The sequence below is a fragment of the Desulfopila inferna genome, from assembly GCF_016919005.1.
Lineage (GTDB): Bacteria > Desulfobacterota > Desulfobulbia > Desulfobulbales > Desulfocapsaceae > Desulfopila_A > Desulfopila_A inferna.
In genome coordinates, this window is sequence record NZ_JAFFQE010000001.1 from 218,232 (window position 1) to 245,171 (window position 26,940).

20 protein-coding genes are annotated in these 26,940 nt (G+C 45.6%); 13 read left to right on the forward strand and 7 right to left on the reverse strand.

What is annotated here, in order from left to right:
- The first annotated feature begins 15 nt into the window (after window positions 1–15).
- Window positions 16–2,064 carry a DNA topoisomerase IV subunit A gene (locus tag JWG88_RS00875; RefSeq protein WP_205231796.1) on the forward strand — a complete coding sequence of 683 codons (2,049 nt, stop codon included), beginning with the start codon at window positions 16–18 and terminating at the stop codon, window positions 2,062–2,064.
- An 11-nt stretch (window positions 2,065–2,075) separates the two neighbouring features.
- On the opposite strand, the gene JWG88_RS00880 is transcribed toward JWG88_RS00875, so the two are convergent.
- The 4 genes from JWG88_RS00880 to pheA form a co-directional block, all read right to left on the reverse strand.
- Window positions 2,076–3,236 (reverse strand): iron-containing alcohol dehydrogenase, encoded by a 1,161-nt coding sequence (locus JWG88_RS00880; RefSeq protein ID WP_205231797.1) that lies wholly within the window; start codon window positions 3,234–3,236, stop codon window positions 2,076–2,078.
- Window positions 3,233–4,126 (reverse strand): 16S rRNA (adenine(1518)-N(6)/adenine(1519)-N(6))-dimethyltransferase RsmA, encoded by an 894-nt coding sequence (gene rsmA / locus JWG88_RS00885; RefSeq protein ID WP_205231798.1) that lies wholly within the window; start codon window positions 4,124–4,126, stop codon window positions 3,233–3,235. The genes JWG88_RS00880 and rsmA overlap by 4 nt, the downstream gene beginning before the upstream one ends.
- A gap of 113 nt (window positions 4,127–4,239) precedes the next feature.
- On the reverse strand, window positions 4,240–5,244 hold the full coding sequence (gene tsaD, locus JWG88_RS00890) for a tRNA (adenosine(37)-N6)-threonylcarbamoyltransferase complex transferase subunit TsaD (RefSeq protein ID WP_205231799.1): 1,005 nt from the start codon (window positions 5,242–5,244) through the stop codon (window positions 4,240–4,242).
- 321 nt (window positions 5,245–5,565) lie between these two features.
- On the reverse strand, window positions 5,566–6,666 hold the full coding sequence (pheA, locus tag JWG88_RS00895) for a prephenate dehydratase (RefSeq protein ID WP_205231800.1): 1,101 nt from the start codon (window positions 6,664–6,666) through the stop codon (window positions 5,566–5,568).
- Between the two features lie 208 nt (window positions 6,667–6,874).
- On the opposite strand from pheA, the gene JWG88_RS00900 reads away from it, so the two are divergent.
- The 4 genes from JWG88_RS00900 (at window position 6,875) to hisF (ending at window position 11,528) form a co-directional block, all read left to right on the forward strand.
- Window positions 6,875–8,035: a homocysteine biosynthesis protein gene (locus tag JWG88_RS00900; RefSeq protein ID WP_240194212.1), complete on the forward strand. Its 1,161-nt coding sequence runs from the start codon at window positions 6,875–6,877 to the stop codon at window positions 8,033–8,035.
- Between the two features lie 102 nt (window positions 8,036–8,137).
- The gene (gene larE, locus JWG88_RS00905) at window positions 8,138–8,926 is read left to right on the forward strand and encodes an ATP-dependent sacrificial sulfur transferase LarE (protein ID WP_205231802.1); all 789 of its coding nucleotides are present in this window, start codon (window positions 8,138–8,140) and stop codon (window positions 8,924–8,926) included.
- 268 nt (window positions 8,927–9,194) lie between these two features.
- Window positions 9,195–9,467, forward strand: coding sequence for an HU family DNA-binding protein (locus JWG88_RS00910; RefSeq protein ID WP_205231803.1), 273 nt, complete (start codon window positions 9,195–9,197; stop codon window positions 9,465–9,467).
- Between the two features lie 474 nt (window positions 9,468–9,941).
- Complete coding sequence (gene hisF / locus JWG88_RS00915; protein ID WP_205231804.1) at window positions 9,942–11,528, forward strand: imidazole glycerol phosphate synthase subunit HisF; 1,587 nt, start codon at window positions 9,942–9,944, stop codon at window positions 11,526–11,528.
- Window positions 11,529–11,552: 24 nt separating this feature from the next.
- Here the strand turns inward: hisF and JWG88_RS00920 are convergent, their stop codons facing one another.
- Complete coding sequence (locus JWG88_RS00920) at window positions 11,553–12,167, reverse strand: hypothetical protein (protein ID WP_205231805.1); 615 nt, start codon at window positions 12,165–12,167, stop codon at window positions 11,553–11,555.
- A gap of 311 nt (window positions 12,168–12,478) precedes the next feature.
- Between JWG88_RS00920 and JWG88_RS00925 the strand changes: the two genes are divergently transcribed.
- The 6 genes from JWG88_RS00925 to ispH all read left to right on the forward strand — a co-directional run bounded on the left by JWG88_RS00925 (window position 12,479) and on the right by ispH (window position 20,295).
- Entirely contained in the window at window positions 12,479–14,326 is a 1,848-nt protein-coding gene (locus JWG88_RS00925; protein WP_205231806.1) for a sensor histidine kinase, read from the forward strand.
- A 1-nt stretch (window position 14,327) separates the two neighbouring features.
- Window positions 14,328–15,683 (forward strand): sigma-54-dependent transcriptional regulator, encoded by a 1,356-nt coding sequence (locus tag JWG88_RS00930; protein ID WP_205231807.1) that lies wholly within the window; start codon window positions 14,328–14,330, stop codon window positions 15,681–15,683.
- A 368-nt stretch (window positions 15,684–16,051) separates the two neighbouring features.
- On the forward strand, window positions 16,052–17,047 hold the full coding sequence (locus JWG88_RS00935) for a TRAP transporter substrate-binding protein (protein ID WP_205231808.1): 996 nt from the start codon (window positions 16,052–16,054) through the stop codon (window positions 17,045–17,047).
- Window positions 17,048–17,161: 114 nt separating this feature from the next.
- Window positions 17,162–17,701, forward strand: coding sequence for a TRAP transporter small permease (locus JWG88_RS00940; protein WP_205231809.1), 540 nt, complete (start codon window positions 17,162–17,164; stop codon window positions 17,699–17,701).
- A complete protein-coding gene (locus JWG88_RS00945; RefSeq protein ID WP_205231810.1) occupies window positions 17,698–19,095 on the forward strand; it encodes a TRAP transporter large permease in 1,398 nt (465 codons plus the stop codon). Before JWG88_RS00940 ends, JWG88_RS00945 begins: the two co-directional genes overlap by 4 nt.
- Before the next feature lie 270 nt (window positions 19,096–19,365).
- Entirely contained in the window at window positions 19,366–20,295 is a 930-nt protein-coding gene (gene ispH, locus JWG88_RS00950; RefSeq protein ID WP_205231811.1) for a 4-hydroxy-3-methylbut-2-enyl diphosphate reductase, read from the forward strand.
- 75 nt (window positions 20,296–20,370) lie between these two features.
- On the opposite strand, the gene JWG88_RS00955 is transcribed toward ispH, so the two are convergent.
- On the reverse strand, window positions 20,371–21,594 hold the full coding sequence (locus JWG88_RS00955; protein WP_205231812.1) for an LL-diaminopimelate aminotransferase: 1,224 nt from the start codon (window positions 21,592–21,594) through the stop codon (window positions 20,371–20,373).
- Window positions 21,595–21,839: 245 nt separating this feature from the next.
- Between JWG88_RS00955 and pepN the strand changes: the two genes are divergently transcribed.
- Window positions 21,840–24,455, forward strand: coding sequence for an aminopeptidase N (pepN, locus tag JWG88_RS00960; RefSeq protein ID WP_205231813.1), 2,616 nt, complete (start codon window positions 21,840–21,842; stop codon window positions 24,453–24,455).
- Window positions 24,456–24,630: 175 nt separating this feature from the next.
- Here pepN and JWG88_RS00965 read toward each other — a convergent pair whose 3' ends face one another.
- Window positions 24,631–24,894: a hypothetical protein gene (locus JWG88_RS00965; RefSeq protein ID WP_205231814.1), complete on the reverse strand. Its 264-nt coding sequence runs from the start codon at window positions 24,892–24,894 to the stop codon at window positions 24,631–24,633.
- A 285-nt stretch (window positions 24,895–25,179) separates the two neighbouring features.
- Between JWG88_RS00965 and JWG88_RS00970 the strand changes: the two genes are divergently transcribed.
- A complete protein-coding gene (locus JWG88_RS00970; protein WP_205231815.1) occupies window positions 25,180–26,874 on the forward strand; it encodes a long-chain-fatty-acid--CoA ligase in 1,695 nt (564 codons plus the stop codon).
- The last annotated feature ends 66 nt before the right edge of the window (window positions 26,875–26,940 follow it).

Consider the following 26,940-nt stretch of genomic DNA (forward strand, 5'->3'; position numbering starts at 1 on the left):
ACTGCAGACGTAACTATGTACACACCCCACGGAAAACTACACAGGCTTTTTGATGAAAACTTCCTTGAATATACCTCTTATGTAATCAGGGAAAGGGCCATACCCGATATCGATGACGGTTTTAAGCCTGTACAGCGTCGAATTCTGCAAACATTGTATAATATGGATGACGGCCGTTTTCATAAGGTGGCCAATGTCGTCGGGGAAACAATGAAGCTTCATCCTCACGGCGACGCCTCTATTTTTGCCGCTTTGGTCAATCTGGCCAATAAGGGTTTTCTCATCGAAACACAGGGAAATTTCGGCAATATTTTTACCGGTGATCAGGCCTCGGCTCCCCGATATATAGAATGCCGGCTGACCCCTCTGGCCAAAGAAGTTCTCTTCAACAAGGATCTGACGGAATTTGAAGAATCCTACGATGGCCGCATGCTTGAGCCAGTCAGCCTGCCCGCCAAAATCCCAATGCTGCTGCTGCTTGGTGCCGAAGGTATAGCTGTGGGTATGGCTACCAAGATAATGCCTCACAATTTCCGTGAAGTGCTCGAGGCCCAGATAAAAATACTTAAAGATGAAGAGTTCATACTTTATCCCGATTTTATCAAAAAGGGTTTTCTCGATGTCTCGCAATATGAGGATGGCAACGGCAGGTTGCGTTGCCGTGCCAAGATAGAAGAGCTGAATGAGAAAACCATAGTTATTAAGGAGATACCGTATTCAACGACCACCGAATCATTGATCGACTCTGTAGAGAAGGCGGCGAAATCCGGAAAACTGAAAATAACTTCTATCAACGACTACACCGCGGAAGAAGTTGAGATAGAGATAAAACTTGCCAGAGGTATTTACGCCAAGGATACTATCAAGGCGCTTTATGCGTTTACCGACTGTGAAGTATCGATTACCCCGAATCTCACCCTTATCAGGGAAGAAGTGCCGGAAACCAGTACCGTAACGAAGGTGCTCAAACATAACACCACCAAGCTGGTAGCGGACCTGACCAAGGAACTGGAGATCGAGCTGAGCCGATTACTGGAAAAGCTCCATGCCCGAAAACTGGAACAGATTTTCATAGAAGAACGGCTCTATAAACAGATAGAGGAAGAAAAAAGCTATAGCGGAGTGGTCAAGACCGTGGAAGAATCACTGCTCCCCTACAGGGAAGAGCTGGTTCGCGATGTTTCCAGAGAAGATGTGGAGAAGTTGCTCGAGATCAGGATAAAGCGCATCTCCCGTTATGACATTGACAAACAGCACAAGGAAATCCGTACCATAAACAAGGATATTAAAATTATACAAACCAACCTTAAAGATACTATCGGCTTCACTATTTCTTACATTGAGAAATTACTGGCAAAATATGGGAAATCCTACCCGCGGCAGACGGAGATTACTGAATTTAAAGAAGTCAGTATCCGCAAGGTGGCTTTGTCCAATCTCAATGTGGTGTACAACAGATCAACCGGTTTTCTGGGGTACAGTATTAAGGCTGAAGACGAAAAAACTGACATTTCCCTGGCATGTTCCGAATACGACAAGCTCTTCCTCATCTTTTCAAACGGAATGTACAAAATAATTCCGGTGACAGATAAGCTTTTTGTCGGCCACGAACTGGAATGGTTTGGAACGGTTGAAAAGGGCCAGTGTTTCAATATGGTCTATCGGGATGGAGAAGAAAATCTCTCTTATGCGAAACGATTTGAAACCCCTAGTTTTATCCTGGAAAAAGAGTATTATCTTTTCAATCAGCACAAAAGATCGAAAATTCTCCTCCTTTTGCACGGGCATGGAAAGTTTGCCCGCGTCAGTCTGGTGCCTTCCCCTCGGGCAAAATCAAATATTGTTGAAATTGATTTTGAAGAACACCTGATAAAGGGTGCCACAGCCAAAGGAAAACGCGTGTCGAACAGAGTGGTTCGACGTGTAGTTGAAGCCGCAGGTGTCGAGAACAGAGATGAAAAGGCTAAGAACCTTACCCTGCCCGGACTGGACGGTTCAGGTGAGCAGATTGGCAAACCGAAGAACGAGAGTGAGTCGGACGAAAAAGCGGACGACAAGGAGTAATCTGTAGCCAATTATCGGCAGAGATCAAGGATCGAGAGAACCTTCTCCCTGTCGTACTCCTGTAATCTCCAGATCTTGGCGAGAAAACGGGTGTTTTCGCCGATCGGCAGGAGATTGCATTCTCCTATCAGCGAGGTCAAGGACACAGGGCAATTGATTTGTTCAAACCATTGTTTAAACTGCTGTGCTGTCGCTGCGGCAATATCCTCATCGTCTGCTCCCGCCAGACCAAACAGACGTCGGCCCAGGCCGGCAATTTTGCGTGGCCGGCTTCTGCCTTCAAACTCTAGCCAAGCCGGCAATATAACTGCAAGACCAGCTCCATGAATGGTGTCATGCAGGGCGGATATGGAATGTTCTATCAGATGCATGGGCATTCCGACCCTGCCCAGCCCGGCCGACGGTAAACCACTGAGTGCCAGAGATGCCGACCAGAGGAGCTGTGCCCTGGAATCATAGTCGGTCGGATTCCTAAGGGCTATTTCCGTATTCTGCATCACGCTCTCGATGATCCCTTCCATAATTCTTTTCTGGAGCGGAAAAAACTCCACCGAGTTTGTGCAGTAAAATTCAACCAGATGGCTGATTATGTCGACCGCTCCATAAGCAGTTTGTTTCTCCGGGACCGTATAGGTTGTCCGGGGATCCAGAATCGAGACTTTGGGATGGAGAAGCCTGCTGCCGTAGCCGAATTTGTGCTGTTTCTCCTCGTTGGTGATGACCATGCCTGAGTTATTTTCAGATCCTGATCCGGCTACTGTGGCGATGCAGGTAAGCGGAACTGCGGATTTGATGCTTTTCTTTGCTGTAAAAAATCTCCAGACATCATGAGGGGCCGGATGGGCGCAGCTGATGGCCTTGGCTGTGTCTATTACCGAACCGCCACCCACCGCGCAGATGACACCGCAGTTCTTCCGCCGCAGAATGTCCACTCCTTCTTTTACCTGTCTGAGCGTGGGATTGGGCTGAACCCCTCCGAATTCCACAACTGTGCAGCCGGCCTTGTTCAGCGATTCAATGACCTGGTGGTGCACGCCGTTTCGCAGGATCGATCCCTGTCCGTATACCAGAAGAACATTGGCGCCATAGGTTGCGGTCTCGGGACCGATTCTGGAGATAGTGTCCCGGCCGAAGAGTATCTTGGTAGGATTATGGTAAACGAAATTTTTCACAAAGCTTCCTTTGAATCGGTCATCATTTCGGCTATGGCCTTGGTCAGATGCACAAAATCCAGCAAGGTAAGATTTTCTGCGCGCTCACCTGCATCAAGCCCGGCTGCTCTGATCGCCTCGGCTGCGGCTATCTTTGCCCTCTTCTTCTCCCCGAAACCGGTACAAAAATCGGAAAGGTTGTTTAACAGGGTTTTGCGGCGTTTGGCAAAACCAGCCCGGACGACCCGACGAAAAAGATCAGGGTCAAAAGAGGGCAGGTTCAGTTCCAGGTGGGGCTGGGAGTAAAAATCCAGACGGATGACCAGAGAATCTATTTTAGGCTGAGGGTGAAACTCCTGCGGTCTGATCAGCATGATCTTATTTACGCGGGCACAGCTTCCCAAAAGAATTGTGGGTATACCATACTCCTTGGATGAAGGAGCAGACATGAGCCTCTCAGCCACCTCTTTCTGCAGCATCACCACTACCCAGTCAATATATTCGCTGTTGTCGACAAGCTTGAAGATGAAAGGGTTGGAGATGGAGTAGGGCAGGTTGGCGATTATTTTGAGTTTGGCACCGCTCTGCTGCACAAGATCGGCAAAATTCGCCCTAAGAATATCACCATGGATGAGGCTGACATTCTCGGGAAGATCGTTTTCTTCAGAATGGTAACGGATAAGTCCGCTGTCTATTTCTATACCAATTACCTTCTTTGCCTGCTCTGCAAGTGGGGCGGTGAGTGCGCCCAGGCCGACGCCTACTTCAATAATGACATCATCCCGGTTGACGGCAGCGCGATCAACAATAGATTCTGCTGTATGAGGATTGATCAGGAAATTTTGTCCGAGACGCTTACTGGGCGCAAGGTTATGCTGCCGCAGTTTCTGTTGTTCTGTTTTCTTGATCATAATATCCTGACGAGGGTTACCGATTGAGTCTTAAGAGTTTTTATCAACACTCTAATCCAAATTAAATGTAAGGGAATAGAATAAATAATTACAGATGATCCTTTCGGAATACGCTAGCCCAGGGTCGAGCGGGAATAGACATCACCTTCCAACGGATGAGATGAGGGTGTTTCACGGTATTGATGATATCCGGCCATGGCGATCATTGCGGCGTTGTCGGTACAGTAACGGGGCTGCGGCAAAAAAAGTCGAAATGATCGGGCGCCGCAGTTTTCCATCATCGCCTGGCGCAGTCTGCCGTTTGCAGCAACTCCGCCACCCAGGACAATGGTATCTACATGGTGCTGCTCGGCGGCGAACATGGTTTTGGTAACCAGGACATCGACGACGGCCTCCTGAAAGGATGCGCAGATGTCAGCTGCAGGAAGGCCAGATTTTTCCGGAAAAGTATGGCACTGGTTTAAAACCGCGGTCTTCAGACCACTGAAACTAAAATCGACAGAATCGGCTTCAAGCCATGCTCTGGGGAAGCGATAAGCATTTTTGTCACCCTGGTCAGACAATTTTGCGACAATCGGACCTCCCGGATAGCCGAGATCGAGGATCTTGGCGACCTTGTCAAAAGCTTCACCGGCTGCGTCATCCCGGGTTCGTCCCAGAAGCTGAAAATCGGAATAGCCTCTGCACAGGAACAAAGAAGTTGTTCCTCCGGAAATAATAAGAGCGATATAGGGAAAAGCGGGGGTGTCTTCTTCGAGAAAAATGGAAAGAAGGTGACCGGCCAGATGATCTACGCCGACATAGGGTATCTTGCTGACATAGGATAAAGCTTTGGCGTAGGAAAAGCCGACAAGAAGGGAACCGATGAGTCCAGGCCCCCGTGTGGCGGCTATAAGATCAATATCCATGAGTTTTTTTTCAGCCCGGGCGAGGGCCTCTTCAACTATCGGATGAATAGATTCCAGGTGTTTTCTCGAAGCCAACTCCGGTACTACCCCGCCAAATCTACTGTGGATAGCATCCTGGCTGCTGACCACCGAAGATAATAGTGTGGTGTCATCCTCTAAAACAGCAGCGGCTGTATCATCGCATGAACTCTCAATTCCAAGTGTCAACATGGTGTCTGAATGAATTATGGGAATATGATTGATTTGTCATTAATGTATCACTGATAATCTCGTAGAAAGATGCCAGGAAGCCCTCAGAGGGTTAGATAAAATTTTGAGCAATAAGGCAAAGTGTTTTTGGCAGTGTAGCCATGAACGGTATAGATGACAATGAATTCATTGATCTGAGAGTGACATTGCACGCCGGGTACAGTGTGAAGTCTTCGAAAAGGCAATCCGTGACAGCATACTACAAATGCCTTCATGCCGCGGGACCAAACAAGGACAACAGGTCCCTATGGTGGATCCTGTCCGGTCTTTGATTTAGAAATGTCACGTATCTGAGGATGATTCATCAGCGCTCGGATAGGATCCCAGCCATTCAAAGTAAGAACAATGCTCCCGAAGCTTTTCGCAGCCGTTTTTGATGGCTTGATCCTCAATATGGCCCATCATATCGATAAAGAATTGATACATCCAGAGCTTGCCCTTGACGGGCCGTGATTCTATTTTGGCAAGGTTTATGTTTTCTTCCGAGAGGATCGACAATACCCTGTTGAGGGCTCCCGGTTTGTCCATCAGGCCAAGCAACAGCGAGGTACGGTCAAACCCGCTCGGGTTGGGTGATTTTTTACCTATGACCAGGAAGCGGGTGGTGTTCCCGCTGTAGTCTTCTATTCCTCTGACAACTACCTGCAGTTCATAGGTTTTTATGGCAAGAGAAGAGGCTATTGCCCCGATGTTGGGGTTGTTTGCCGCCATCTGGGCTGCAGCACCCGTTGAAAAAACCGGTAATGTAGGAACGTTCGGCATATGTTTTCTCAGCCATTCCCGGCACTGCGCCAAAGGTTGAGCGTGAGATGCAACTGTCTGTATATCCTCGATATCACCTGACCGACAGACCAGATTATGGGTAATTGAAAGCCGTACTTCTCCACAGATTTTCACGTTGTATTTCATGAAGGAATCAAGGGTTGAGAAGACAGCTCCTTCTATGGAATTCTCTACCGGTACGATTCCATAGTCAGTCCTCTCCTTTTCCACATTGGCGAAAACATCGTCAATGGATTCCATGGGGAGATACTCGGCGGAGTGGCCAAAGTATTTAACCCCGGCGAGATGGGTGAAAGTTGCCTCTGGGCCTAAGTAGGCGACTTCAGCTTTTTTTTGTGATAATCGGCAGCTCGTTATGATTTCGTGAAAGATGGAGCGGAGTGATTTTTCGGGAAAGACGCCGCTGTTTTGCCGCATCAGGTCTTCGTATATCCTGCGCTCCCGCAAGGGATCCCATTTTGCCCGCTTTCCTTCATCCTTGAGACGGCCTATTTCCTTTGCCAGTGCAAGTCTTTCCTTGAGAAGATGAACTATCTGCGAATCTATGTCATCGATCTTGGTCCGTGCTCTATTAATACCCTCTTTGGGTCTATCCGTCATGATATTACCTGCAATATGAGGAAACTAGAAAACATCTTGTTGGTGGTGAGATCAAAATCTAGGGGATTGAAATTGCTATGTCAAGGTATAAAAAAATAGTATCAGTTGGAAAATTTATAAACCTGAGGTAAGCTGTGAGCTCAACATGGGAGCTATAGCTCTAAAAAACAGGAGCTTACAGCGCAAATTCAAATACCGGACTGTGAAGATGGCTAAGACATATAAAGAAATTAATGCGAAGATACAAGCCGGAGAGGCTGTTGTCGTCACCGCGGAAGAGATGGTCGATATCGTCAGGTCGAAAGGAGCTGAGCAGGCAGCGGAGCAGGTGGATGTCGTCACAACCGGAACTTTTGCACCGATGTGCTCCTCAGGGGCTTTTTTCAACACCGGGCAGATGGTACCGACGATAAAGACTTCCAAGGTATGGTTCAACAAAGTTCCCGCATATGCAGGGCTTGCTGCAGTAGATGCTTTCCTTGGTGTTACCGAACCAAGTGAAGACGACCCTCTGAATAAAATTTATCCCGGTGAATTTAAATATGGCGGCGGTCACGTTATTGAAGATCTTCTTCGGGGAGAGCGCGTTTTCCTTGAAGCAAAAGCTTATGGAACAGATTGCTACAATGCCAGAAAAATGAAAAAATATATAGGGCTGGAGGATCTTCCCAACGCTCTGCTCTGCAATCCCCGCAACGGTTACCAAAATTATAACTGTGCTGTCAACCTGACCGATAAAACGGTATATACTTATATGGGCATGCTCAAGCACAGGTGTCAAAATGCCAATTACTGCAGCGCCGGCGAGTTGAGCCCACTGCTCAACGATCCTCATTATCGCACGATTGGAATGGGAACCAGAATCTTTTTGGGTGGAGGCGTAGGCTACGTGACCTGGCACGGTACCCAGCACAACCCTCATGTCGACCGGACTGAAGGCGGGGTACCCAGAAGACCTGCCGGAACCATTATGGTGCAGGGTGATTTAAAACAAATGACAGCTGACTGGCTCCGAGGCATCTCGATTCTGGGATACGGCAACACAATGGCGGTGGGGCTTGGTATTCCCATACCCGTACTCGATGCTGAGATGGCCGCTTTTACAGGTGTATCCGACAAGGAGTTGTTCACACAGGTTGTCGATTACGGTTATGACTACACCAACGGCATCTCCCGTAATTATGGCGAAGTGAGTTACTACCAGCTCAAATCAGGTTCAATTGTTGTCAACGGCAAGGAAGTTCAGACGGCTCCTTTATCATCCATAGTCAAAGCCAGAGAAATTGCCGAGACCTTGAAGCAGTGGATAATGGATCGCCGTTTTTACTTAAACAAACCTGCGGAAACCTTGCCTGGAGTGCAGTCATAGCAATGTTCCGGAGCCCATCTCAGTAACTGAGATAACTTTATAGAAATTTCCGGCAATAACCGACAGTTTTTCTGAACAGTTATATTTTTTCACGAGATCATCATGGAAAAAGATGTCTTTAAGAAATTTGAAAAATTAAAAGAGAATATCAGTAACTGCAAGAGGGTTGGAGTCGCCTTTTCCGGAGGTATCGACTCCTCTTTGCTTCTTTACGCCGTGGCAAAAACATTGCATTCTGCCGATGTTATTGCACTGCATGCCAGATCATCTCTGAGCTGTGATGAGTCTGCCTTTGTACGCCTTTATGAAGAATATTTTAAGCCGCTGGTCAAGTTGGAGATTATTGATCTTGATCCATTAAGCTGGCCGGAATTTACTAATAATGATAGCAAACGCTGTTATTATTGCAAAAAGAAGACGTACACTTCATTTTTCAACTTTCTTGGCAGTCGGAATACTGAAACTTTGCTGGATGGCACAAACAGAGATGATCTGGATGAATCCAGGGCAGGACTAGCCGTTCTGCGGGAACTTGGGGTCAAAACTCCTTTGGCGGAGGTTGGCTTGAGGAAAAAAGAAATCAGGTTTTTAGCAAAGATCTTCGGTTTGCCGAATTATGCCGCACCTTCGAATTCCTGCCTGGCGACGCGGTTGAATTTTATGCAGGAAATAACGGCGGAAGGCCTGGAAAAGGTGAAAAAGATAGAGGCACAGCTTAATGAGCTGGGTTTTTTGGGGTGCCGGGCCAAACCTTTCAAGGATGGTTTGGTGATAGAGCTCAGCAATCAGGATTTTCTCAAAATGTCCTCGAAACACAAGAGGTTAACAATTATAGAGAAATGCAGGAAACACGGCTTCGAGCAGGTTTATATCAACCTAAAAGGAAGGTAGAAAGGGCTTTCCAGCAAGAGATAACGAAGCAGAACAAATTATTTCTTGCTTATGGCTGATGATTACATTAAGGTAACAGATTGAATCGACGTAAAAGCCTGATTATAAAGGATTGTAGCTTGATAATTCTTTATATAAAAGAAGAAAAAATCTTTTTTTCTTTTGACAATTCGATGTAGTTTGAGTAAAGCATCAGACACTAGGAGAAAGGGAACAGTGCAAATAAGGCCTGTTGCTAAGTTAGAAAGATTTAGTAGGGAGGAAATTCATGAATAAGAAGGAATTGGTTGAAAGTATTGCAGGAGCCGCTGATATCAGCAAAGCAGCTGCGGAAAAAGCATTGAACGGTACGCTGGCAGCGATTGCTGAGACACTGAAAAAAGGCGACAAAGTAACTCTCGTGGGATTTGGTACTTTTTCGGTATCTAAACGTGACGCACGTCAGGGTAGAAACCCACAGACAGGTGCTGCCATAAAGATACCTTCCAAGAAAGTAGCAAAATTTAAAGCTGGCAGCAAGTTATCCGAAGCTATCAACTAAGTAACCTTCGGCATTCGTGAATATCCGTGACGTCACTGAATAGGTAGGTTCGTCTTACAGAGATAAAGCAGAGATAAAGCACTGCTGAATTAAGCAGCCTGTTCATACAACAAAGGAATTTACTGGACAATTACTCGCTCAATTGTTTAATCCGGCGTCGAGCTCGGTTAGAAAAGTCAGCTTAAAAGGTCATTCCCTCGGGAATGACCTTTTTTGGTTTTACATCAGGTATATAGAAATGCTTCTTGCTGGTAGATTCAATACCTTATTATCTTCTTCACGATGGACTCGTAAAAAGCGCGATCTGCGTCCTCGCAGATCTGAAACGGCGATTCGCCGACCACATGTACTGCCAAATTGACATTTCAGATCTTACTTCAGTATATTGAACTTAGTCTGTGCTTATCACAGATTCTCATCTTGACTACTTCAATGATTTTTCACAGGATCATCTTTTTATGAAGGGTATTAAAAATGATTACAATGCTTGATTATGGTGCCGGAAATGTTCGCAGCGTCAGAAATGCAATCAGGAGTATCGGGAGCGATGTAAAAGATATAGAATCTCCAGAAGATATACTACATGCTGAAAAGCTTATATTTCCCGGTGTCGGTAATTTTGGTGTTGTCATGTCGCGGCTGCGGGAGGCGGGATATATTGAACCGCTGATTCAGAGAATAAGAGAGAATAGGCCGCTTCTGGGTATCTGTATCGCCCTGCAGACATTTTTTGAAGGCAGTGAAGAAGCACCCGGGGTCCAGGGACTAGGCATCATTCCCGGTATGGTAAGAAGATTTGACGATGCTGCTCTATCAGTTCCTCAAATAGGCTGGAATGGAGTATCGGTTCACAGGGAATCCGGACTATTTCATGGTTATGATGGAGAAAAACTTTACTTTGTCCATTCCTTCTACAGTGAAATCACCAAAGAAAACCAGCCGTGGATCCTTACCACAACGGATTATGGTTGTGAATTTATATCCGCCGTGCAGCGTGGCAATATAGCCGCTTTTCAATTCCACCCTGAAAAAAGCGGGGCTGCCGGTCTCAATCTGCTGCGAAATTTTATTACAAGTGATAAGGATATCAGCTGCGGAACCATGTCCCTCTCGGAAAGGAAGAAAACATCGATTGTCAAACGTGTCATCGCCTGCCTTGATGTAAGAACGAATGATACAGGTGATCTCGTTGTTACCAAGGGAGATCAGTATGATGTCCGGGAAGAAGGTGAGGTGAGGAACCTGGGTAAGCCGGTAGAACTTGCCGGAAGATATTATCGGGAAGGTGCGGATGAAATAACCTTTCTCAATATTACCGGATTCAGGGATTTTCCCATGAAAGACCAGCCTATGCTTGAAGTTCTGCAGAGAACTTCGGAAAATGTTTTTGTTCCTCTAACCATTGGCGGAGGAATCCAGGAATTTACCGATAGTGAAGGTAACTTTTATTCCGCACTGGATGTCGCTTCCGCCTATTTCAGGTCGGGGGCAGATAAGGTATCGATTGGTAGCGACGCCGTCTATGTTGCCGAGAAATATCTTCAGACTCAAGAAAAAAGCGGAAAAAGTTCCATAGAACAGATATCCATGGTTTACGGAGCCCAGGCCGTGGTCATATCCGTCGATCCTAAAAGAGTATATGTCAAAGATCCCCAAAATTGCCCGCGGCACGCTATTACGACCGACTTTCCCGGGCCAGGAGGCGAAAAATACTGCTGGTATCAATGTACAGTCAGAGGCGGCAGGGAAGGGCGAGATATCGATGTCATTGAGTTGGTGCAAAGCTGTGAAGCCTTGGGCGCGGGGGAAATTCTACTCAATTGCATAGACAAGGACGGCACCAACAGCGGTTTTGACCTTGAGCTGATACGCCATGTCCGCCAGGCTGTCTCCATTCCTGTTATCGCCTCGAGCGGTGCCGGCAGTGCCGACCATTTTGTTGAAGTTTTCCGCCAGACCGATGTAGAGGCGGCATTGGCAGCTGGAATATTTCATCGTCGGGAAGTCTCTATTGACACAGTCAAGAAAAACATGAGAGCCAATGGCATTGAGACTCGTTGAAACTTTCGCGCACTGAAACCAGAATCAGTAATTTTCTGTGTTGTAAAAGTTCAGACTGCTGATAAATTTTTCTCCTTCATTTCTAAAAGATGGTGTCCGCAGTGCCGGCAGGGTTTGCTCCATATAATTGAGATCTATGCCTATCTCGGGAGCAAGAGGATGACGGCAGACCAAACCTTCACTGAACACTTCTATGTAGGGATAATGACCCTTTTTGGTGCTGCCATAATCATCATATTTAAATTGATAACGGATGCAAAGCCCGCTGGCTATTTTTTCGTATGAGTAGTCGAAAGTGGAATTGTGATAGCGACTTGCGGAACATGCATTTTGTTTATGTTTTTGCACATATTCCAGCAATTCTCCTTTATGATTACTTTCGTTTGCAAAGGTGAGTTCCGTTGCCTGTGTTGTTAAGGCATACCCATTTTCTCTGGTTCTCTTGAAGTAATAGAGGGTATTGCTGAGGTGCTTTTCGTACCAGTCTCTTCCCGGAGGCGGTGAAATCGAAAACCCAAGTGAACTCACTCTTAGCGAGTCATCATTTACAGGGTAATATTTTTCTTTTTTCGGACCGCATGCGATCAGTGAAAGCAAAACAAGGGTTGTGCCGATAGTTGAAAAACAATACTTCATCATATAAAATCCTGAAAAAACATTATACTACACAAGATGTGTTAATCCTGAATAGCATGGGAGCGAAGGGAAGTAAACGAAATACTCTGCTTCCACCCGGTATTTATCCTGTATTAATATTTGTTCATGAGGTAAAAAGTCTCTCACGATGTCAGATTGGCGGAGAGAAAGTTCGATATAAAGGCAACTTGTTTTTGGCATCCACCGGACTATACAGGTTGGTATATCGAAGCCCTCCAAAACACAATACAACTCAGGTAGTTGTGCTTCTGCGATGCTATCAATATTGTTGATATCTCTTTGAAATCAGTATCATGAAACTGTTGAAAAAACTTATTTCTTTTTCCACGCTCTACATTATAGCCGTAACAGTTATTATTCTGATTATCCTTTACTACGCTTCTACCATCACTTATCAGAAAGGAATCGAAAATTTAGCAAATGAAGGCTCCGTTAAGCTGGAACTCCATGTGACCTACCTGGATGGAGTTCTGGAAAAATATGAAAGCCTTCCAGAACTTCTCGCCTCCGACGAACGGCTCATCAATTATCTTATCCACCCGGGAGGCCAAGACAGGATTGCCGCACTCAATAAATATCTAGAGACCATAAACCGGATCAGCGATGCCTCGGATACATATTTAATGGATCGTGATGGTCTGACGATTGCAGCCTCAAACTGGAATGAACCACGACCTTTCGTGGGCAGAAATTTCAGCTACAGGCCGTACTTCAAAGAAGCTATGAGAGGGAGGCTTGGTCACTATTTTGCCCTGGGAACCACTTCCATTCAGCGAGGCTATTACTTTGCTTATCCAGTAAGGCATAAGGGTGAAATAATAGGAGTACTGGCCATTAAGATAGGGATTGATTCAGTCGAACAGTCCTGGGGACATAAAAAGCAATCTTTTTTGGTCACCGATCCCGATGGTGTCATTTTCTTCACCACAAATCACAATTGGAGATTTAAGACCCTATTTCCACTGGCGGAAAAGACACGAAAAAGAATTGTCGAAAGCAGGAGGTATCCTAATACCACCCTCGAACCTATCAGCATGGTGTATGAGAATACAACTCCATATGGTCGTGTAGTAAAAATAAAGAATGAAAAAAATTCTCAGACGGATACGTATCTCCTTCAAAGCGTTTATATGGAACAAGCCGGCTGGAACGTGCAGATACTATCGGAAACCGTGGGGGTGGAAAGATTTGTACTTCTGGTTCTGGCGATGTTTAGTTCAATTTTTATTCTTGGCGGCCTTGTCCATCTACTGGTCCGGCAAAGAAAGCAACGTCTGCTTGAGGTAAAGAAATTTGAGGATAAATCGAGAAAGGTGCTGGAAGATGCCAATGAACGACTGGAGAGCAGGGTCAATGAGCGGACGAAGGAGCTTACCAAAACAAATCTGCTTTTGAGAGGTGAGGTAGAGGATCGGCGAAGGGCTGAAGCCGCTCTGAAAAAAACACGATCTGAATTGATTCATGCCGCTAAACTGGCAGCTCTTGGGCAGATGTCGGCAGGTATTAATCATGAATTAAACCAGCCTTTGGCGGCCATTCGGTGTTATACTGACAATTGCAAACTTTTCCTAAGCAAGGAAAGGTTTATGGAGGTGCAGTGGAATCTTGAGCAGATCAGTGAATTGACTGACAGGATGGCCCGAATCGGTGTCCAATTGAAATTATTTTCAAGAAAAACCAGCGGGCAGATCACAATTATTCCACTGCATAGTGTCATTGACGGTGCTCTGGAGATATTACGGCCTGCCCTGAGAAAAATTACAGCTGATATCCAAGTAAGCATTGAACCGGAATCATTGGAAGTTAAAGCAAATAACGTTCTCTTGCAGCAGGTTCTGGTGAATCTCATCAGCAATGCCTTGCAGGCCATTGAAAATCAAGATCTTCAGGAAGTCCGCATTTCCGCAAAACGAAGCAAAGGCAAGGTCATGGTGACGATCGAGGATACCGGCAGCGGTATAGATCCCAATCACCTCCCTCATATTTTTGAACCTTTTTATACCACCAAAAAATCGGGACAGGGACTGGGGCTGGGACTGACTATAACAGAGAGAATTCTCAAGGATATGAATGGCGAGATTCGGATTGGAAAATCCATCGGTGGAACCAGGTTTGAATTTTTTTTAGAGGAAGCTGAGTAGAATGGACAAAGGGAAAAAAGTCGTTTTTGTTGACGACGAAAAACATATACGCCAGGCCAATAAACAGACTCTCGAACTCGCTGAGTTGGAGGTAACCTGTCTTGAGTGTGCAGAAAAAGCCATGACCTATATTTCTATGGAGTGGCCTGGGGTTGTGATTTGTGATATTCGGCTACCTAAAATGGATGGGCTTGAATTCCTGCAGGAGGTTCAGAAAATTGATATGGACCTGCCTGTGATTCTCATAACCGGACATGGCGATATATCGACGGCGGTTCAAGCCATGCGTGACGGTGCCTACGATTTTATCGAAAAACCATATTCAACTGAGCGACTGGTGAAAACTGTGGAGCGTGCGCTTGAAAAAAGAGCACTAACTCTGGAAAACAGGACTCTTCGCAGAGAATTAGAAGCACATTCCACTCCGGGACCGAGGATAATCGGCAAGACTCAGGCGATGTTGAGACTACGGGAAACCATCGCTCAAATTGCCGATACCAGGGCTGATGTGCTTATTCTGGGGGAAACGGGCACAGGCAAGGAACTTGTGGCCAGATCTCTTCACGAGCAGAGTGAGCGAAGGGTCAAGAATTTTGTAGCGGTAAATTGCGGTGCTGTTTCAGAATCTATAATCGAAAGCGATCTTTTCGGACATGAGGCCGGAGCTTTTACCGATGCAAGGGAAAGGAGGATCGGCAAGTTTGAACATGCCAACGGCGGCACCATTCTCCTTGATGAAATCGAATCTATGCCGCTCCGTGTTCAAGTGCATCTCCTACGAGTCCTGCAGGAGAGATCTCTGGAAAGAATGGGCTCTAATGAACTTATATCGCTGGATGTCAGATTTGTAGCAGCCTCCAAGGTAGATCTTCTGAAGGCAGCGGAAGAGGGTGGGTTTCGGGAGGATTTATATTATAGACTTAATGTGGTTTATCTGGAAATTCCACCTCTTAGAGAACGCCGAGAGGATATTCCTCTTCTTTTCCATCACTTCTTATTGGTAGCCGGTCATAGATATCAGCAGGAAGTTCCCTTACCGGGCCCTTCTCAGATGAATTCGCTTATGTCCTACTCCTGGCCGGGTAATGTCAGAGAACTGCGCAACCTTGCCGAACGCTATGTTCTGCTTGGAAATCAATGTGGCTGGTCATTGGACCATTTGCTGGTAGGGGCTGAAAAACAACCAAAGCACAATCTACCTCAACAGGTGGAAGATTTTGAACGCAGTCTTATCGAGCAGGCTCTGGTGTCAAGCAACGGCACCATTAAGGACGTCATGGACACCCTGGCTATTCCCCGCAAAACCTTATACGACAAAATGAGAAAATACGGCCTGGATAAAAGTGATTATAAATAGCCAATGATGGTGTGGCCCAAAAAAAAACCTGATCTTCGGCGTTGCTCAATGTCTTCGTTTTTTTCTTACTTCCATCATAGCCTGGGCATTTCGGTGGAAATCCAGCCATTATGGTAAATATAAGGGTGGATATCCGCCGATTTTCTGATCCTTTTTTTTGCCGAAATTGTCCTCAACTATCAATATTCCAGCATCTTATCATAATTCTTTTTGTATTGGTCTATTTGTTGCACCTCTAAATATCGAGTTGAGAAGGAAATAATTTCTATTCTCTTTTTGATTATCCGTTCAGCTTGCGGAGAAATCAACCGTTCTTACCGACAAATATATTGTCGGTAGCACTTTAAACCGATTTTAGGAGGAAAAGTATGTTCCGTAAAGTAACTACCTCACTAGCAGCGTTCGCAATTTCAGCCGCGTTTTTAGCCGGTCCCGTTCTTGGGGCGGATCCTGTGGTAATCAAATTTGCTCATGTTGTCGCTGAGAATACCCCTAAAGGCCAGGCTGCTAACAAGTTTAAAGACCTTGTAGAGGAGCGTTTAAACGGTAAAGTTGTAGTAGAGGTATTTCCGAACTCACAGCTTTTTGGCGACAATAAGGTTCTCGAGGCAATGCTGCTGGGAGATGTTCAGCTTGCCGCACCGAGTCTGTCGAAATTCGAGCGTTATACCGAAAAATTAATGATATTCGACCTGCCTTTTCTGTTCAAGGATATGGCTGCAGTTGAAAAATTTCAAAAATCAGATGCCGGTGTTAAGCTACTTGAATCACTTGAAAGAAGAGGCCTGGTGGGCCTCGGGTATCTTCATAATGGTATGAAGCAGCTTTCCTCCAGTACAGCCTTGAGAGTGCCGGAAGATGCTGCCGGACTCAAGTTCAGAATCATGACATCCGACGTTCTTGCCGCTCAATTTCAGGCTGTGGGTGCGGTACCGTTGAAAAAACCGTTTTCTGAAGTCTTTACGCTGTTGCAGACCAAGGCAATCGACGGACAGGAGAATACCTGGTCCAATATTTATTCCAAGAAATTTTTTGAGATCCAGCCGTATATAACCGAATCAAACCATGGTGTTCTCGATTACATGGTTGTAACCTCAAAAGAATTCTGGATGGGACTGCCGGACGATCTGAGAATCGAGATCAAAAAAGCTCTGGATGAAGCCATCGTTTTCGGCAACATGATTGCGGAGAAGAAATCCGTTGAGGATCGTCAAAAAATCGTGGACTCCGGACGCAGTGAAATTATCCAGCTGACCGATGCCGAAAGGGCACAATGGGTAGAAGCGATGAAGCCTGTCTGGAAGCAATTCGAGGAGAAAATAGGCGAAGATCTCATCGATGCGGCTTACAATTCAAATATGTAAGCCAATATTAAAGAGTTGAAGAACGATGGGCGGGTCACCGTCCCATGAAGAGCTAAGGGGCCTCTCCTGGAGAGGCCCCTTAGCTCTTCCATCACAAAGAGAAGAGGTTCGTTTATGTTACGTATCCTGAATCATGCAGAGGAGGCGATAATTTCACTCCTTCTGCTGGCAACTACTCTGCTGGTATTTGCTGATGTCGTTATGCGTTTTGGTTTTGGGACCGGATTCATGTGGACGCAGGAGCTGACACTCCTTATGTCTGCCTGGTTCGTTCTGTTTGGCGCTTCTTATGGCATCAAGGTCGGCAGCCATATAGGTATGGATGCTTTTGTAAGACTCTTTCCTCCTGTCGGTCGAAGGATACTTACAGGAATAGCCTGTTTATTGGCGCTCACTTACTGCGGGCTGATACTGTACGGCAGTTTTATCTATTTGAAAAAAATGAAACAAATCGGTATCTTCCTCGAAGATATGGATGTAATGGCATGGCAGGCCCATTCCATTTTATTAATTGGTTTTGGTTTGATTACGTTTCGCCTGCTGATTGTTTTATACGATGTCGCCACCGGCAAAGCTGATGGCTTTAAGCATTCCGACGAGGCCAAGGAAAGTATGGAAATTGTGTCGGAACTTAAAAGGGAGGGGAGCAAATGACCACTGCCGCACTATTTATTCTTCTCTTTGGCTGTATGCTTTTGGGTATGCCTATAGCACTTGCCCTTGGCTTGTCCAGTATCGGTACCATTCTGATGTTTTCCAGTGACTCGCTTGCTTCAATTTCCTTAAAACTTTTTGAAGCGCTTTCGGAACATTATACCTTGCTGGCTATTCCTTTCTTCATTCTGTCGTCAGCATTCTTGTCAACCGGTGGCGTTGCCAAGCGGATTATTCGTTTCGCTTTAAGCGTCGTTGGACATGTTCATGGGGGTATCGCCATGGCATCCGTTGTTGCCTGTATGATATTCGCCGCCGTCTCCGGATCCTCGCCGGCCACGGTTGCGGCAATCGGCACAATTGTCATTGCGGGTATGGTACGGGCCGGATATCCCAAGGCATTTGCCGCAGGAGTTATAGCCAATGCAGGAACCCTTGGAATCCTCATACCACCGTCGATCGTTATGCTGGTATATGCAGCAGCAACTGAAGTATCTGCAGCCAGGATGTTCATGGCCGGCTTTCTGCCTGGATTGATGATGGGCCTTATGCTCATGATCGTTATATACATTGTTGCCAGAATCAAAAAAATACCCTGTCAGCCGTGGGCTGGTTTCAGCGAAGTTCTAGCTTCCGGAATCAGTGCATCGGGCGGATTGATGCTGATTATCATCGTTCTGGGATCAATTTACGGTGGTATCGCCAGCCCTACGGAAGCTGCCGCTGTTTCGGCGGTCTATGCGTTTATGGTAGCCGTCTGGGGGTATAGAGATATAGGTCCCTTAAAGGATTCACCCTGGCGAAAAAAAGGTGAAGGCGTGGGACAGATGCTTTTCAGGAATGGATATCGGATTGTATATGCAGTGCCTCAATGCTTTTTAGACAAGGAGGTTCGTAAGGTAGTTCTCGATGCCTCGAAGGTCAGCATTATGTTGCTGTTTATCATTGCCAACGCCATGCTCTTCGCTCATGTCTTGACGACGGAACGAATACCTCATACGATAGCAGCGCTCATTATTGAGATGGGCTTGTCACCTTGGATGTTCCTGGTTGTCGTCAATATTCTGCTTCTGATAGCAGGAAATTTTATGGAGCCCTCGGCTATTTTGCTGATAATGGCTCCGATTCTTTTTCCAATTGCCTTACAGCTTGGTATAGACCCTATTCATCTTGGCATTATCATGGTTGTCAACATGGAGATAGGTATGCTTACTCCTCCGGTTGGCCTCAACCTTTTCGTAACCTCCGGCATTACAGGAGAGAGTATGGGCTGGGTAATAAAAGCCGCATTGCCATGGCTGTGCGTCTTGCTCGTCTTTCTGATGTGCATCACCTATATTCCGCAGATTTCACTTTTCCTCCCGGAATTGATAGATAAGATTAAGGGGTACTAACAACTCTGCTGAGCAGCATAAGCAACAATCTGTAAGGTAGATACATACATATTTTATAAAAAGCCGGCCTCACATTGAAGCCGGCTTTTTCTGTTTTTCCTTATAACTCAGAAGCAAAATATCCTTTAGTTCGATTACGATTATTTCAAAATCCCAAAATAGAGTATAGTAAGCACAAGCTGATCTCAGAAAGTGTTACTACAACTCTCAGATGGACGAATGATAATGAACGTTAGACGATCCGTTCTTCAAGAAAATGCGGTATAAAAAATGGACAAATTTGCAAAAGAAATAATTGTCGCTTCTCCCAGAGGCTTCTGTGCTGGAGTTGTCAGAGCCATTGAGACTGTGCGCAACACCCTGGCAAAATATGGAGCTCCTGTATATGTGCTCCATGAAATCGTGCATAATAAGCATGTAATCCGTGAACTCGAGGAAAAAGGTGCTGTTTTTGTAACAGGGCTCGAAGATATTCCCGTAGGTAAGATATGTATATTTAGTGCCCATGGAGTATCTATCTCAATTGAGGAAAAAGCAAATTCTCTGGGTCTAAGGACAATAGATGCAACATGCCCGTTGGTCAGCTCGATTCATAGAATTGTTGAACGTTATAACAGACAGGATTACGATATTATTATTATCGGCCATCATAATCACCCTGAGGTCGAAGGCACCTCCGGCAGGATCAGCCGGAATGTCCATATAATTGCCAGTGAATATGAGGCAAAAGAACTGCGCCTCGAAAGACCGGAGCGATGCGCTTATGTAACGCAAACTACATTGAGTCAAGATGATATAGTAAAGATACGGAATATTCTGATTGAAAGGTTTCCCCGGATAGAAAGCTCAAAATCAAACACGTGCTATGCCACCCAGAATCGACAGGATGCCGTTAAGCGGCTGGCGCGAAATACAGATGTCATACTTGTAGTTGGATCGAAAAACAGTTCCAATTCGAACAGGTTGAGGGAGGTTGCTATTCAGTCTGGAGTTCCTGCCTATCTGATAGATGATAAAAATGATATCGAAACAGATTGGATGGAAGGACGCTACTCTATAGGAATAACGGCAGGAGCGTCCGCACCGGAGAGGCTGGTCGAAGGTGTTGTCGACTGGATCAGCAAGCGCTGGACTGTTACTTACAAAGAGATGGAAGGCAAAGAAAAGAAGATATATTTCAGGCCGGCTGACACTCGTTAATTACTGCCGACGACCTGATGCCGCTCCAAAAACAAATGCAGGGCAACAGGTCTATTCGAGCGAGCTGTGATAAGCTCAACCTAACTCACGGCGGATTCGCGTCATTGCTTCTGCAACATTTTCATAACTGTTGAAGGCCGACAGCCTGATGTAACCTTCCCCGCAGCTACCAAACCCTGCACCTGGAGTACAAACCACTCCCGTTGAATTTAACAGCAGATCGAAAAAGTCCCAGGAATTTCTTTTGCCGTCTATCCAGATGTAAGGAGAGTTTTCGCCCCCATCATATTCGTACCCCAGTGCCTTTATTTCCTTGCAGATGAGATCGGCATTGCGAAGATAATACCGGATAAGCTCCGCTGTCTGCTGCTTTCCCGATTCGCTGTAAACCGCGGCCGCGGCGCGCTGCACCGGATATGAGACACCATTGAATTTAGTACAGTGCCTTCGATTCCAGAGATCATGAACATGATGAATATTTCCATCTTTGTCAAATGCTCTGCATTCTTTTGGTACAACAGTATAGGCACAACGTGTTCCTGTGAATCCGGCGCTTTTCGAAAAACTTCTGAACTCGATGGCTACTTCCTTGGCGCCTTCAATTTCATAAATGGTTCTTGGCAGGCTTTCATCCCGGATAAAAGCTTCATAAGCGGCATCAAAGAGAATCAGCGCGTTATTTTCTTTTGCATATTCAACCCAGGTTTTCAGTTCATCCTTGGAAATTGTCGAACCGGTGGGATTGTTGGGAAAGCAGAGATAAATAAGATCAACTTTCTGTTTGGGCAGTTGAGGAACAAATCCGTTCTCTTTGGTTGCCTCAAGATACACTATTCCTTCATATCTTCCATCTTTGTATTTTCCGGTGCGACCAGCCATAACATTGGTGTCTAAATAGACAGGATAGACAGGATCCGGTATGGCAATGATGATATCCTGGCTGAAGAGTTCCTGGATATTGCCGGTATCGCATTTTGCGCCATCGCTTATGAATATTTCAGCTGAAGAAATATCTGCCCCTCGAGCACGAAAATCGTTTTCGGCGATGGCCTGACGGAGGAAGTCGTATCCCTGTTCGGGACCATAACCTCGAAAACCTGTATCTGAGGCCATCTCATCGACTGCCTGATGAAAAGCCTCCACGCAAGCCTGGGGAAGGGCCCGGGTGACATCTCCGATGCCGAGCTTGATGATATTTTTTTCGGGGTTCATTTCCTGAAATGCTGTAACCCGTCGAGCGATATCGGAAAAAAGATATGAAGCCTGGAGTTTTAAATAATGCTCATTAATGGTTATCATAGTTGATTCTCGTAAGTAATGGTGTTTGACTGCGTTGGTTTATGAGTGTAATTTAACATGAATAGTTGAAATATAATTGAATATCAGCACATGTCAACGGCAGAGTCCATCTCGGCAGCTAGCTTCGTTGATATCCATTACAATGGGAGATTGTCGGTCTTCGTTACGGCATCAGGAATCTCGTTGGTAAAACGCAAACTGCTTATTTTGAAATTTTTGCTGTAAATAATATCAAGGAAACGAGTATGAAAAAAACAGATCACCGAACTGTGTACAGGAAAGACTATCGACCATCTTCCTATCTTATAAGTACCATACATTTGCTGTTTCGACTCAGCCCCGAAAAAACGACCGTGGTGGCTACTACGGAATTTTATCGAAATGCTGCTGCCGGCAAATGCAATCGGCTGTCTCTGGACGGTGAATTCCTCAAATTGATCGATATTACCATGGATGCCGCCTCTCTGGATGATGAAATGTTTGCAGTCAGTGCAAAAGATCTGACACTCTATAATCCGCCGGAGAAATTTACTCTCAAGGTAACAACTGAAATCAATCCGCAAAGCAATACTGCCCTGAGCGGTCTGTATAGAAGCGGCGGCAATTATTGCAGCCAGTGCGAAGCTGAAGGCTATCGCAGAATTACCTACTCTCTTGATCGTCCTGATGTCCTGGCCTCATTTACCACCCGAATAGAAGCGGACAGGGATGAATGCCCGGTCATGCTTTCAAACGGCAATCTCATGGAACAGGGAAGACTTGAGAATAACAGGCATTATACAAGCTGGCATGATCCCCACCCGAAACCAAGTTATCTCTTTGCCCTTGTGGCTGGAGACCTATCTTCTATTCAGGATCATTTCTTAACACAATCAGGCAAAGAAATTCTACTGCAGGTCTTTGTCGAGCTGAAAAACATTGAAAAATGCGAATTTGCCATGGCTTCCCTGAAAAAGGCAATGAGGTGGGATGAAGAACAGTATGGCCGTGAGTATGATCTTGATAATTATATGATAGTAGCCGTTGATGACTTCAATATGGGTGCAATGGAAAATAAAGGTCTGAATATATTCAACTCCAAATATGTCTTAGCTTCACCGGAAAGTGCAACGGATCAGGATTATACCGGGATAGAAGGGGTAATCGCCCACGAATATTTCCATAACTGGTCCGGCAACAGGGTAACGTGTCGAGACTGGTTTCAATTAAGCCTGAAGGAAGGGTTGACTGTTTTTCGCGATCAACAATTTTCCGCCGCTATGAATTCTAGAGCCGTGCAGAGAATACATGATGTAAATATCCTCAGAAATAGTCAGTTTCGCGAAGACGCCGGCCCTATGGCACACCCGGTACGACCTGATTCCTATGTTGAAATCAACAATTTTTACACTGTCACGGTGTATAACAAGGGAGCTGAAGTGGTTAGAATGCTTCATACCATCCTTGGTAAGAAAAAATTCAGGCAGGGCATGGATCTGTATTTCTGCAGGTACGACGGAAAAGCAGTAACCTGTGATGACTTTGTTGATGCGATGGCGGAAGCCTCAGGGCTTAATCTTGAACAATTCAAGCTGTGGTACTCACAGTCCGGCACCCCTGTGCTGGAAGTGACGGAAGAGTGGAATGAGGACAAAAAGGAATATTCGCTTAAAATTACCCAGAAGTGTGATCCGACACCGGGGCAGCAGGACAAGATGCCTTTCCATATTCCGGTTGAGATTGCTTTGCTGCAATCCCAGCCCGAGCATGATGGAGGGGAGTCTCATCTACTGGAACTAAGAGACAGGGAGCAGGAATATATCTTTCCAGGTCTCCGGGAAAAGCCTGTTCTTTCATTTCTTCGCAATTTCACCGCACCGGTACAGGTTAAGATAGCCCAAAGCCGTGAGGAACTTTGCTTTCGCATGGCTCATGACAATGATCTTTTTAACAGATGGGATGCCGCTTTTCAGTTATCTGTACAAATCATAAGAGAAACTTACGATATCCTCTCCCGGGAGGAGAAACCTTGTGTGAATAAAAGGTATATGGATGCATTTTCCATTTGTCTGCGGGATTATACAGATGCGGCTCTGACTGCCCAGGCTCTCACCCTGCCAACAGAATCATATCTTGTTCAGCAACTGGAGGTCGTCGAACCGGAAGTGCTCCATCGTGCTGTAAATGAAGTAAAGAAATCATTAGCTGTCCACCTCCGGGAAGATTTTCGAAAAATATACACTGTCTGTAAGGGTACTGGTGAATATTCAATATCTCCGCTCGCCATGGGGAGACGGAGTTTGAAAAACCGTTGTCTCGCCTTTTTGATGACTCCGGATGTTGCAGATCAGGAAAGTATCCGAACCTGTTTGGAACAATATCAACGCCAGGAGAATATGACGGATGTCATTGCAGCATTATCCGCTTTGTCTCATTTGGATTGTAGCGAGAGAGAAGATGCATTCTCGGATTTTTACAATAAATGGCGCGATGATTCTCTCGTGGTTGATAAATGGCTGTCCCTGCAGGCTCTATCGTCTCTCCCCGGAACCCTGAAAAACGTCAGGAAATTAATGAACCATCAGTCCTTTTCCCTGGAAAACCCAAACAAAGTGCGTTCGCTTATCGGCTCTTTCTGCAGTTTGAATCATGCCCGTTTTCATGATCATAGCGGAGATGGTTATAAATTTCTGGCAGAGCAGGTCCTGCAGCTGGATCGAATAAATCCCCAGATAGCCGCAAGGCTGCTGACCCCCCTCAGCTCATACAGACGATACACCCCCAGGCTCAAGGTAATGATGGAGGAGGAGCTCCAGGCTATTATCTCCCATGAGGGTCTATCTGCCGACGTTTATGAAATTGTGGAAAGATGCCTCGATTAGGCCTTAGTGAGAGCCATCTCGGCAACTTTGATTTTTTACGAGTTTCATCTGTCAAAAAAAATAAGAAAATCGAAAGTACTTCAAAAGCTGACACCTGATTATACCCACACGATACTTATTCAGCTCTGCTGAGTTGGTACACCATGTTCAAAATGTGCGAGGTAGGCGGACAATATCAGGCATCCCTCTTATGACAAAAGAGGCAGCGATATTCCGGAGGGTGGTTTTCCGGCAAAGGCGCTTCTTTGCCGGAAGAGTGACACTCCGTGCAGAATTTTTCGGCTTCTTTTTTACTCTCAATAGAAAATAACCGTAGGTGATTATCATCTTTTGGGAGCTTGGCAGTTGTTTCTTCAGGGGCTTTGAGCAGAAAAATCAATAAAGCCGCACTCGTCAGGACAAAGGCAACATTCAAAATGGTAACGATAGATTTTTTCATAACTTACATCCTCTTCCTTTTTCAATTTCAATACCATTTCCATGGTGCGGTGACAAACTCTCACAACCATTTTAGATTTCTTGTAAAAGTAGAAATGCTCACCTATAATGAAAAAAAACTATTGAAATGCAAGCATTAATTTTCGCTTGAGCATTCCGGTTCGGGAAAAACGACATAAAAAAACAGAGAGATTTTATATCAGGGGTGTCGCCAAAGGAATATAACAGGAGAAGGTAAGCTGGCCGAAATACCTAACTTAAACTAATTGATACAGAAGAGGTATTTATGAACAATCCCGAAGAGCTGAATCAGGAATATCCCTGGTTGAAATCGTATGATTCCGGAGTGCCTTTTTATCTGAATTACGAAGATCTCCTCTTGCCTGATTTCCTCAAGAGAAGTGCGTCGCAATTTCCAGATACGGTAGCCCTTCAGTTTCAGGGATATGAAATGAGTTATAGGCAACTCGATGAGAGAGTCAACGCCTTTGCCGTTGTACTGCTCGATTTCGGTGTCAAGAAAGGCGACAGTGTTGGAATACTGCTGCCAAATACCATTCCCTGCGTTATCGCCTATTATGCAATTCTGAGGATTGGAGCGATTGCAGTCATGAACTGCCCTCTTTATTCCGACAGAGAGCTTCTGCATCAGTTTGGAGATAGTGGGATCAAGGTTCTGATTACCTTGGATCTGCTGGGAAACAGAATGATCGACCTGCGTGAGCAGACTCAAATTAAACAGATTGTAATAACCTCGATCGGTGACTATCTGCCATTCCCCCAAAATTTCCTTTTCCCGCTGGTAGCTAAAAGGAAAAAACTGGCAGCCAGCGTCAAAAAAGCCAATGATGTCTATATGTGGGGCGATGTAATGAACTCCACACAAAAAGGAGAAATTCGTGGTGACATTGGTTTCGCGGATATTGCAATGTATCAATATACCGGTGGGACTACCGGCCGTGCCAAAGGTGTGATCCTCACTCACGAAAACATGAGCAAGCAGGTGCAGCAGATTGCCGCTTGGTTCCCGGAGCTCAAGAAAGGCGCGGAAACATTGCTTGGAGCGCTGCCGTTTTTTCATGTCTTCGGCCTCAGCGGAGCAATGAATTTTTCGATCTACATGGCTTGGGGAAATATTCTGGTACCCAGGCCCGAGCCCGACAAGCTCCTTCAGACTATTAAGAAATACAGACCTTCGTTTGGGCCTTTGGTTCCAACCATGTATATCGGCTTGATCAATCATCCGGATATTAAAAAAGTGGATATGACCTGCTTCAAAGGGTTCTTTTCCGGAAGTGCTCCTTTGCCTCTTGAGGTTTTGCGGGAATTTGAAGAAATGACAGGGGCAGTTATTGCCGAGGGATACGGATTGACTGAATCTTCGCCGGTGACCCACATCAATCCCTTCAATGGACAGCGGAAGGAGGGCAGCATAGGCATTCCCATACCTGATACCCTGAGCAAAATTGTCGATGTAATCGACCCGCAGCTGGAAATCAGCTCTGGAAATCCGGGTGAGCTGCTTGTCAAAGGCCCGCAGGTAATGAAAGGATACCTCCACCTCGATGAGGAGACACACAATGTTCTCGAGGATGGCTGGTTGCGAACCGGCGATGTCGCCACTATGGATGAAGATGGCTACTTTTTTATAGTGGATCGGATTAAAGACATGGTTATTTCAGGTGGATTTAATGTCTATCCTCGTGAAATTGATGAAATTATTTATCTCCACCCGCAGGTGAAGGAGGTTTCCTCAGTAGGTATTCCGCACCCGACACGAGGAGAGCAGGTTAAAAGCTTTGTTGTACTTATGGAGGGGGCCGATGTCACGGCAGAGGAGCTCCTCGATTTATGCAGAAAGAACCTGGCAAAATACAAGCTTCCTACCAGCATTGAATTTATAGATGAATTGCCAAAGACCATAGTTGGTAAAATTCAAAAGGGTGCGTTGAAAAAGCGTTCTTTCAACATCCTAGAGTAAATAATAAGCAAAAAACTTCAATCAATTGTGCGAATTGTTCTGCCAGTCATGCATTTGTGCATAAGT

What these genes read in the sequence shown, in the direction of transcription:
- JWG88_RS00875 (WP_205231796.1), top strand. Translation starts at nt 16, where the DNA reads ATGTACACACCCCACGGAAAACTACACAGGCTTTTTGATGAAAACTTC.
- rsmA (WP_205231798.1), bottom strand. Translation starts at nt 4,126, where the DNA reads ATGATCAAGAAAACAGAACAACAGAAACTGCGGCAGCATAACCTTGCG.
- tsaD (WP_205231799.1), bottom strand. Translation starts at nt 5,244, where the DNA reads ATGTTGACACTTGGAATTGAGAGTTCATGCGATGATACAGCCGCTGCT.
- pheA (WP_205231800.1), bottom strand. Translation starts at nt 6,666, where the DNA reads ATGACGGATAGACCCAAAGAGGGTATTAATAGAGCACGGACCAAGATC.
- JWG88_RS00900 (WP_240194212.1), top strand. Translation starts at nt 6,875, where the DNA reads ATGGCTAAGACATATAAAGAAATTAATGCGAAGATACAAGCCGGAGAG.
- larE (WP_205231802.1), top strand. Translation starts at nt 8,138, where the DNA reads ATGGAAAAAGATGTCTTTAAGAAATTTGAAAAATTAAAAGAGAATATC.
- JWG88_RS00910 (WP_205231803.1), top strand. Translation starts at nt 9,195, where the DNA reads ATGAATAAGAAGGAATTGGTTGAAAGTATTGCAGGAGCCGCTGATATC.
- hisF (WP_205231804.1), top strand. Translation starts at nt 9,942, where the DNA reads ATGATTACAATGCTTGATTATGGTGCCGGAAATGTTCGCAGCGTCAGA.
- JWG88_RS00920 (WP_205231805.1), bottom strand. Translation starts at nt 12,167, where the DNA reads ATGATGAAGTATTGTTTTTCAACTATCGGCACAACCCTTGTTTTGCTT.
- JWG88_RS00925 (WP_205231806.1), top strand. Translation starts at nt 12,479, where the DNA reads ATGAAACTGTTGAAAAAACTTATTTCTTTTTCCACGCTCTACATTATA.
- JWG88_RS00930 (WP_205231807.1), top strand. Translation starts at nt 14,328, where the DNA reads ATGGACAAAGGGAAAAAAGTCGTTTTTGTTGACGACGAAAAACATATA.
- JWG88_RS00935 (WP_205231808.1), top strand. Translation starts at nt 16,052, where the DNA reads ATGTTCCGTAAAGTAACTACCTCACTAGCAGCGTTCGCAATTTCAGCC.
- JWG88_RS00940 (WP_205231809.1), top strand. Translation starts at nt 17,162, where the DNA reads ATGTTACGTATCCTGAATCATGCAGAGGAGGCGATAATTTCACTCCTT.
- JWG88_RS00945 (WP_205231810.1), top strand. Translation starts at nt 17,698, where the DNA reads ATGACCACTGCCGCACTATTTATTCTTCTCTTTGGCTGTATGCTTTTG.
- ispH (WP_205231811.1), top strand. Translation starts at nt 19,366, where the DNA reads ATGGACAAATTTGCAAAAGAAATAATTGTCGCTTCTCCCAGAGGCTTC.
- JWG88_RS00955 (WP_205231812.1), bottom strand. Translation starts at nt 21,594, where the DNA reads ATGATAACCATTAATGAGCATTATTTAAAACTCCAGGCTTCATATCTT.
- pepN (WP_205231813.1), top strand. Translation starts at nt 21,840, where the DNA reads ATGAAAAAAACAGATCACCGAACTGTGTACAGGAAAGACTATCGACCA.
- JWG88_RS00965 (WP_205231814.1), bottom strand. Translation starts at nt 24,894, where the DNA reads ATGAAAAAATCTATCGTTACCATTTTGAATGTTGCCTTTGTCCTGACG.
- JWG88_RS00970 (WP_205231815.1), top strand. Translation starts at nt 25,180, where the DNA reads ATGAACAATCCCGAAGAGCTGAATCAGGAATATCCCTGGTTGAAATCG.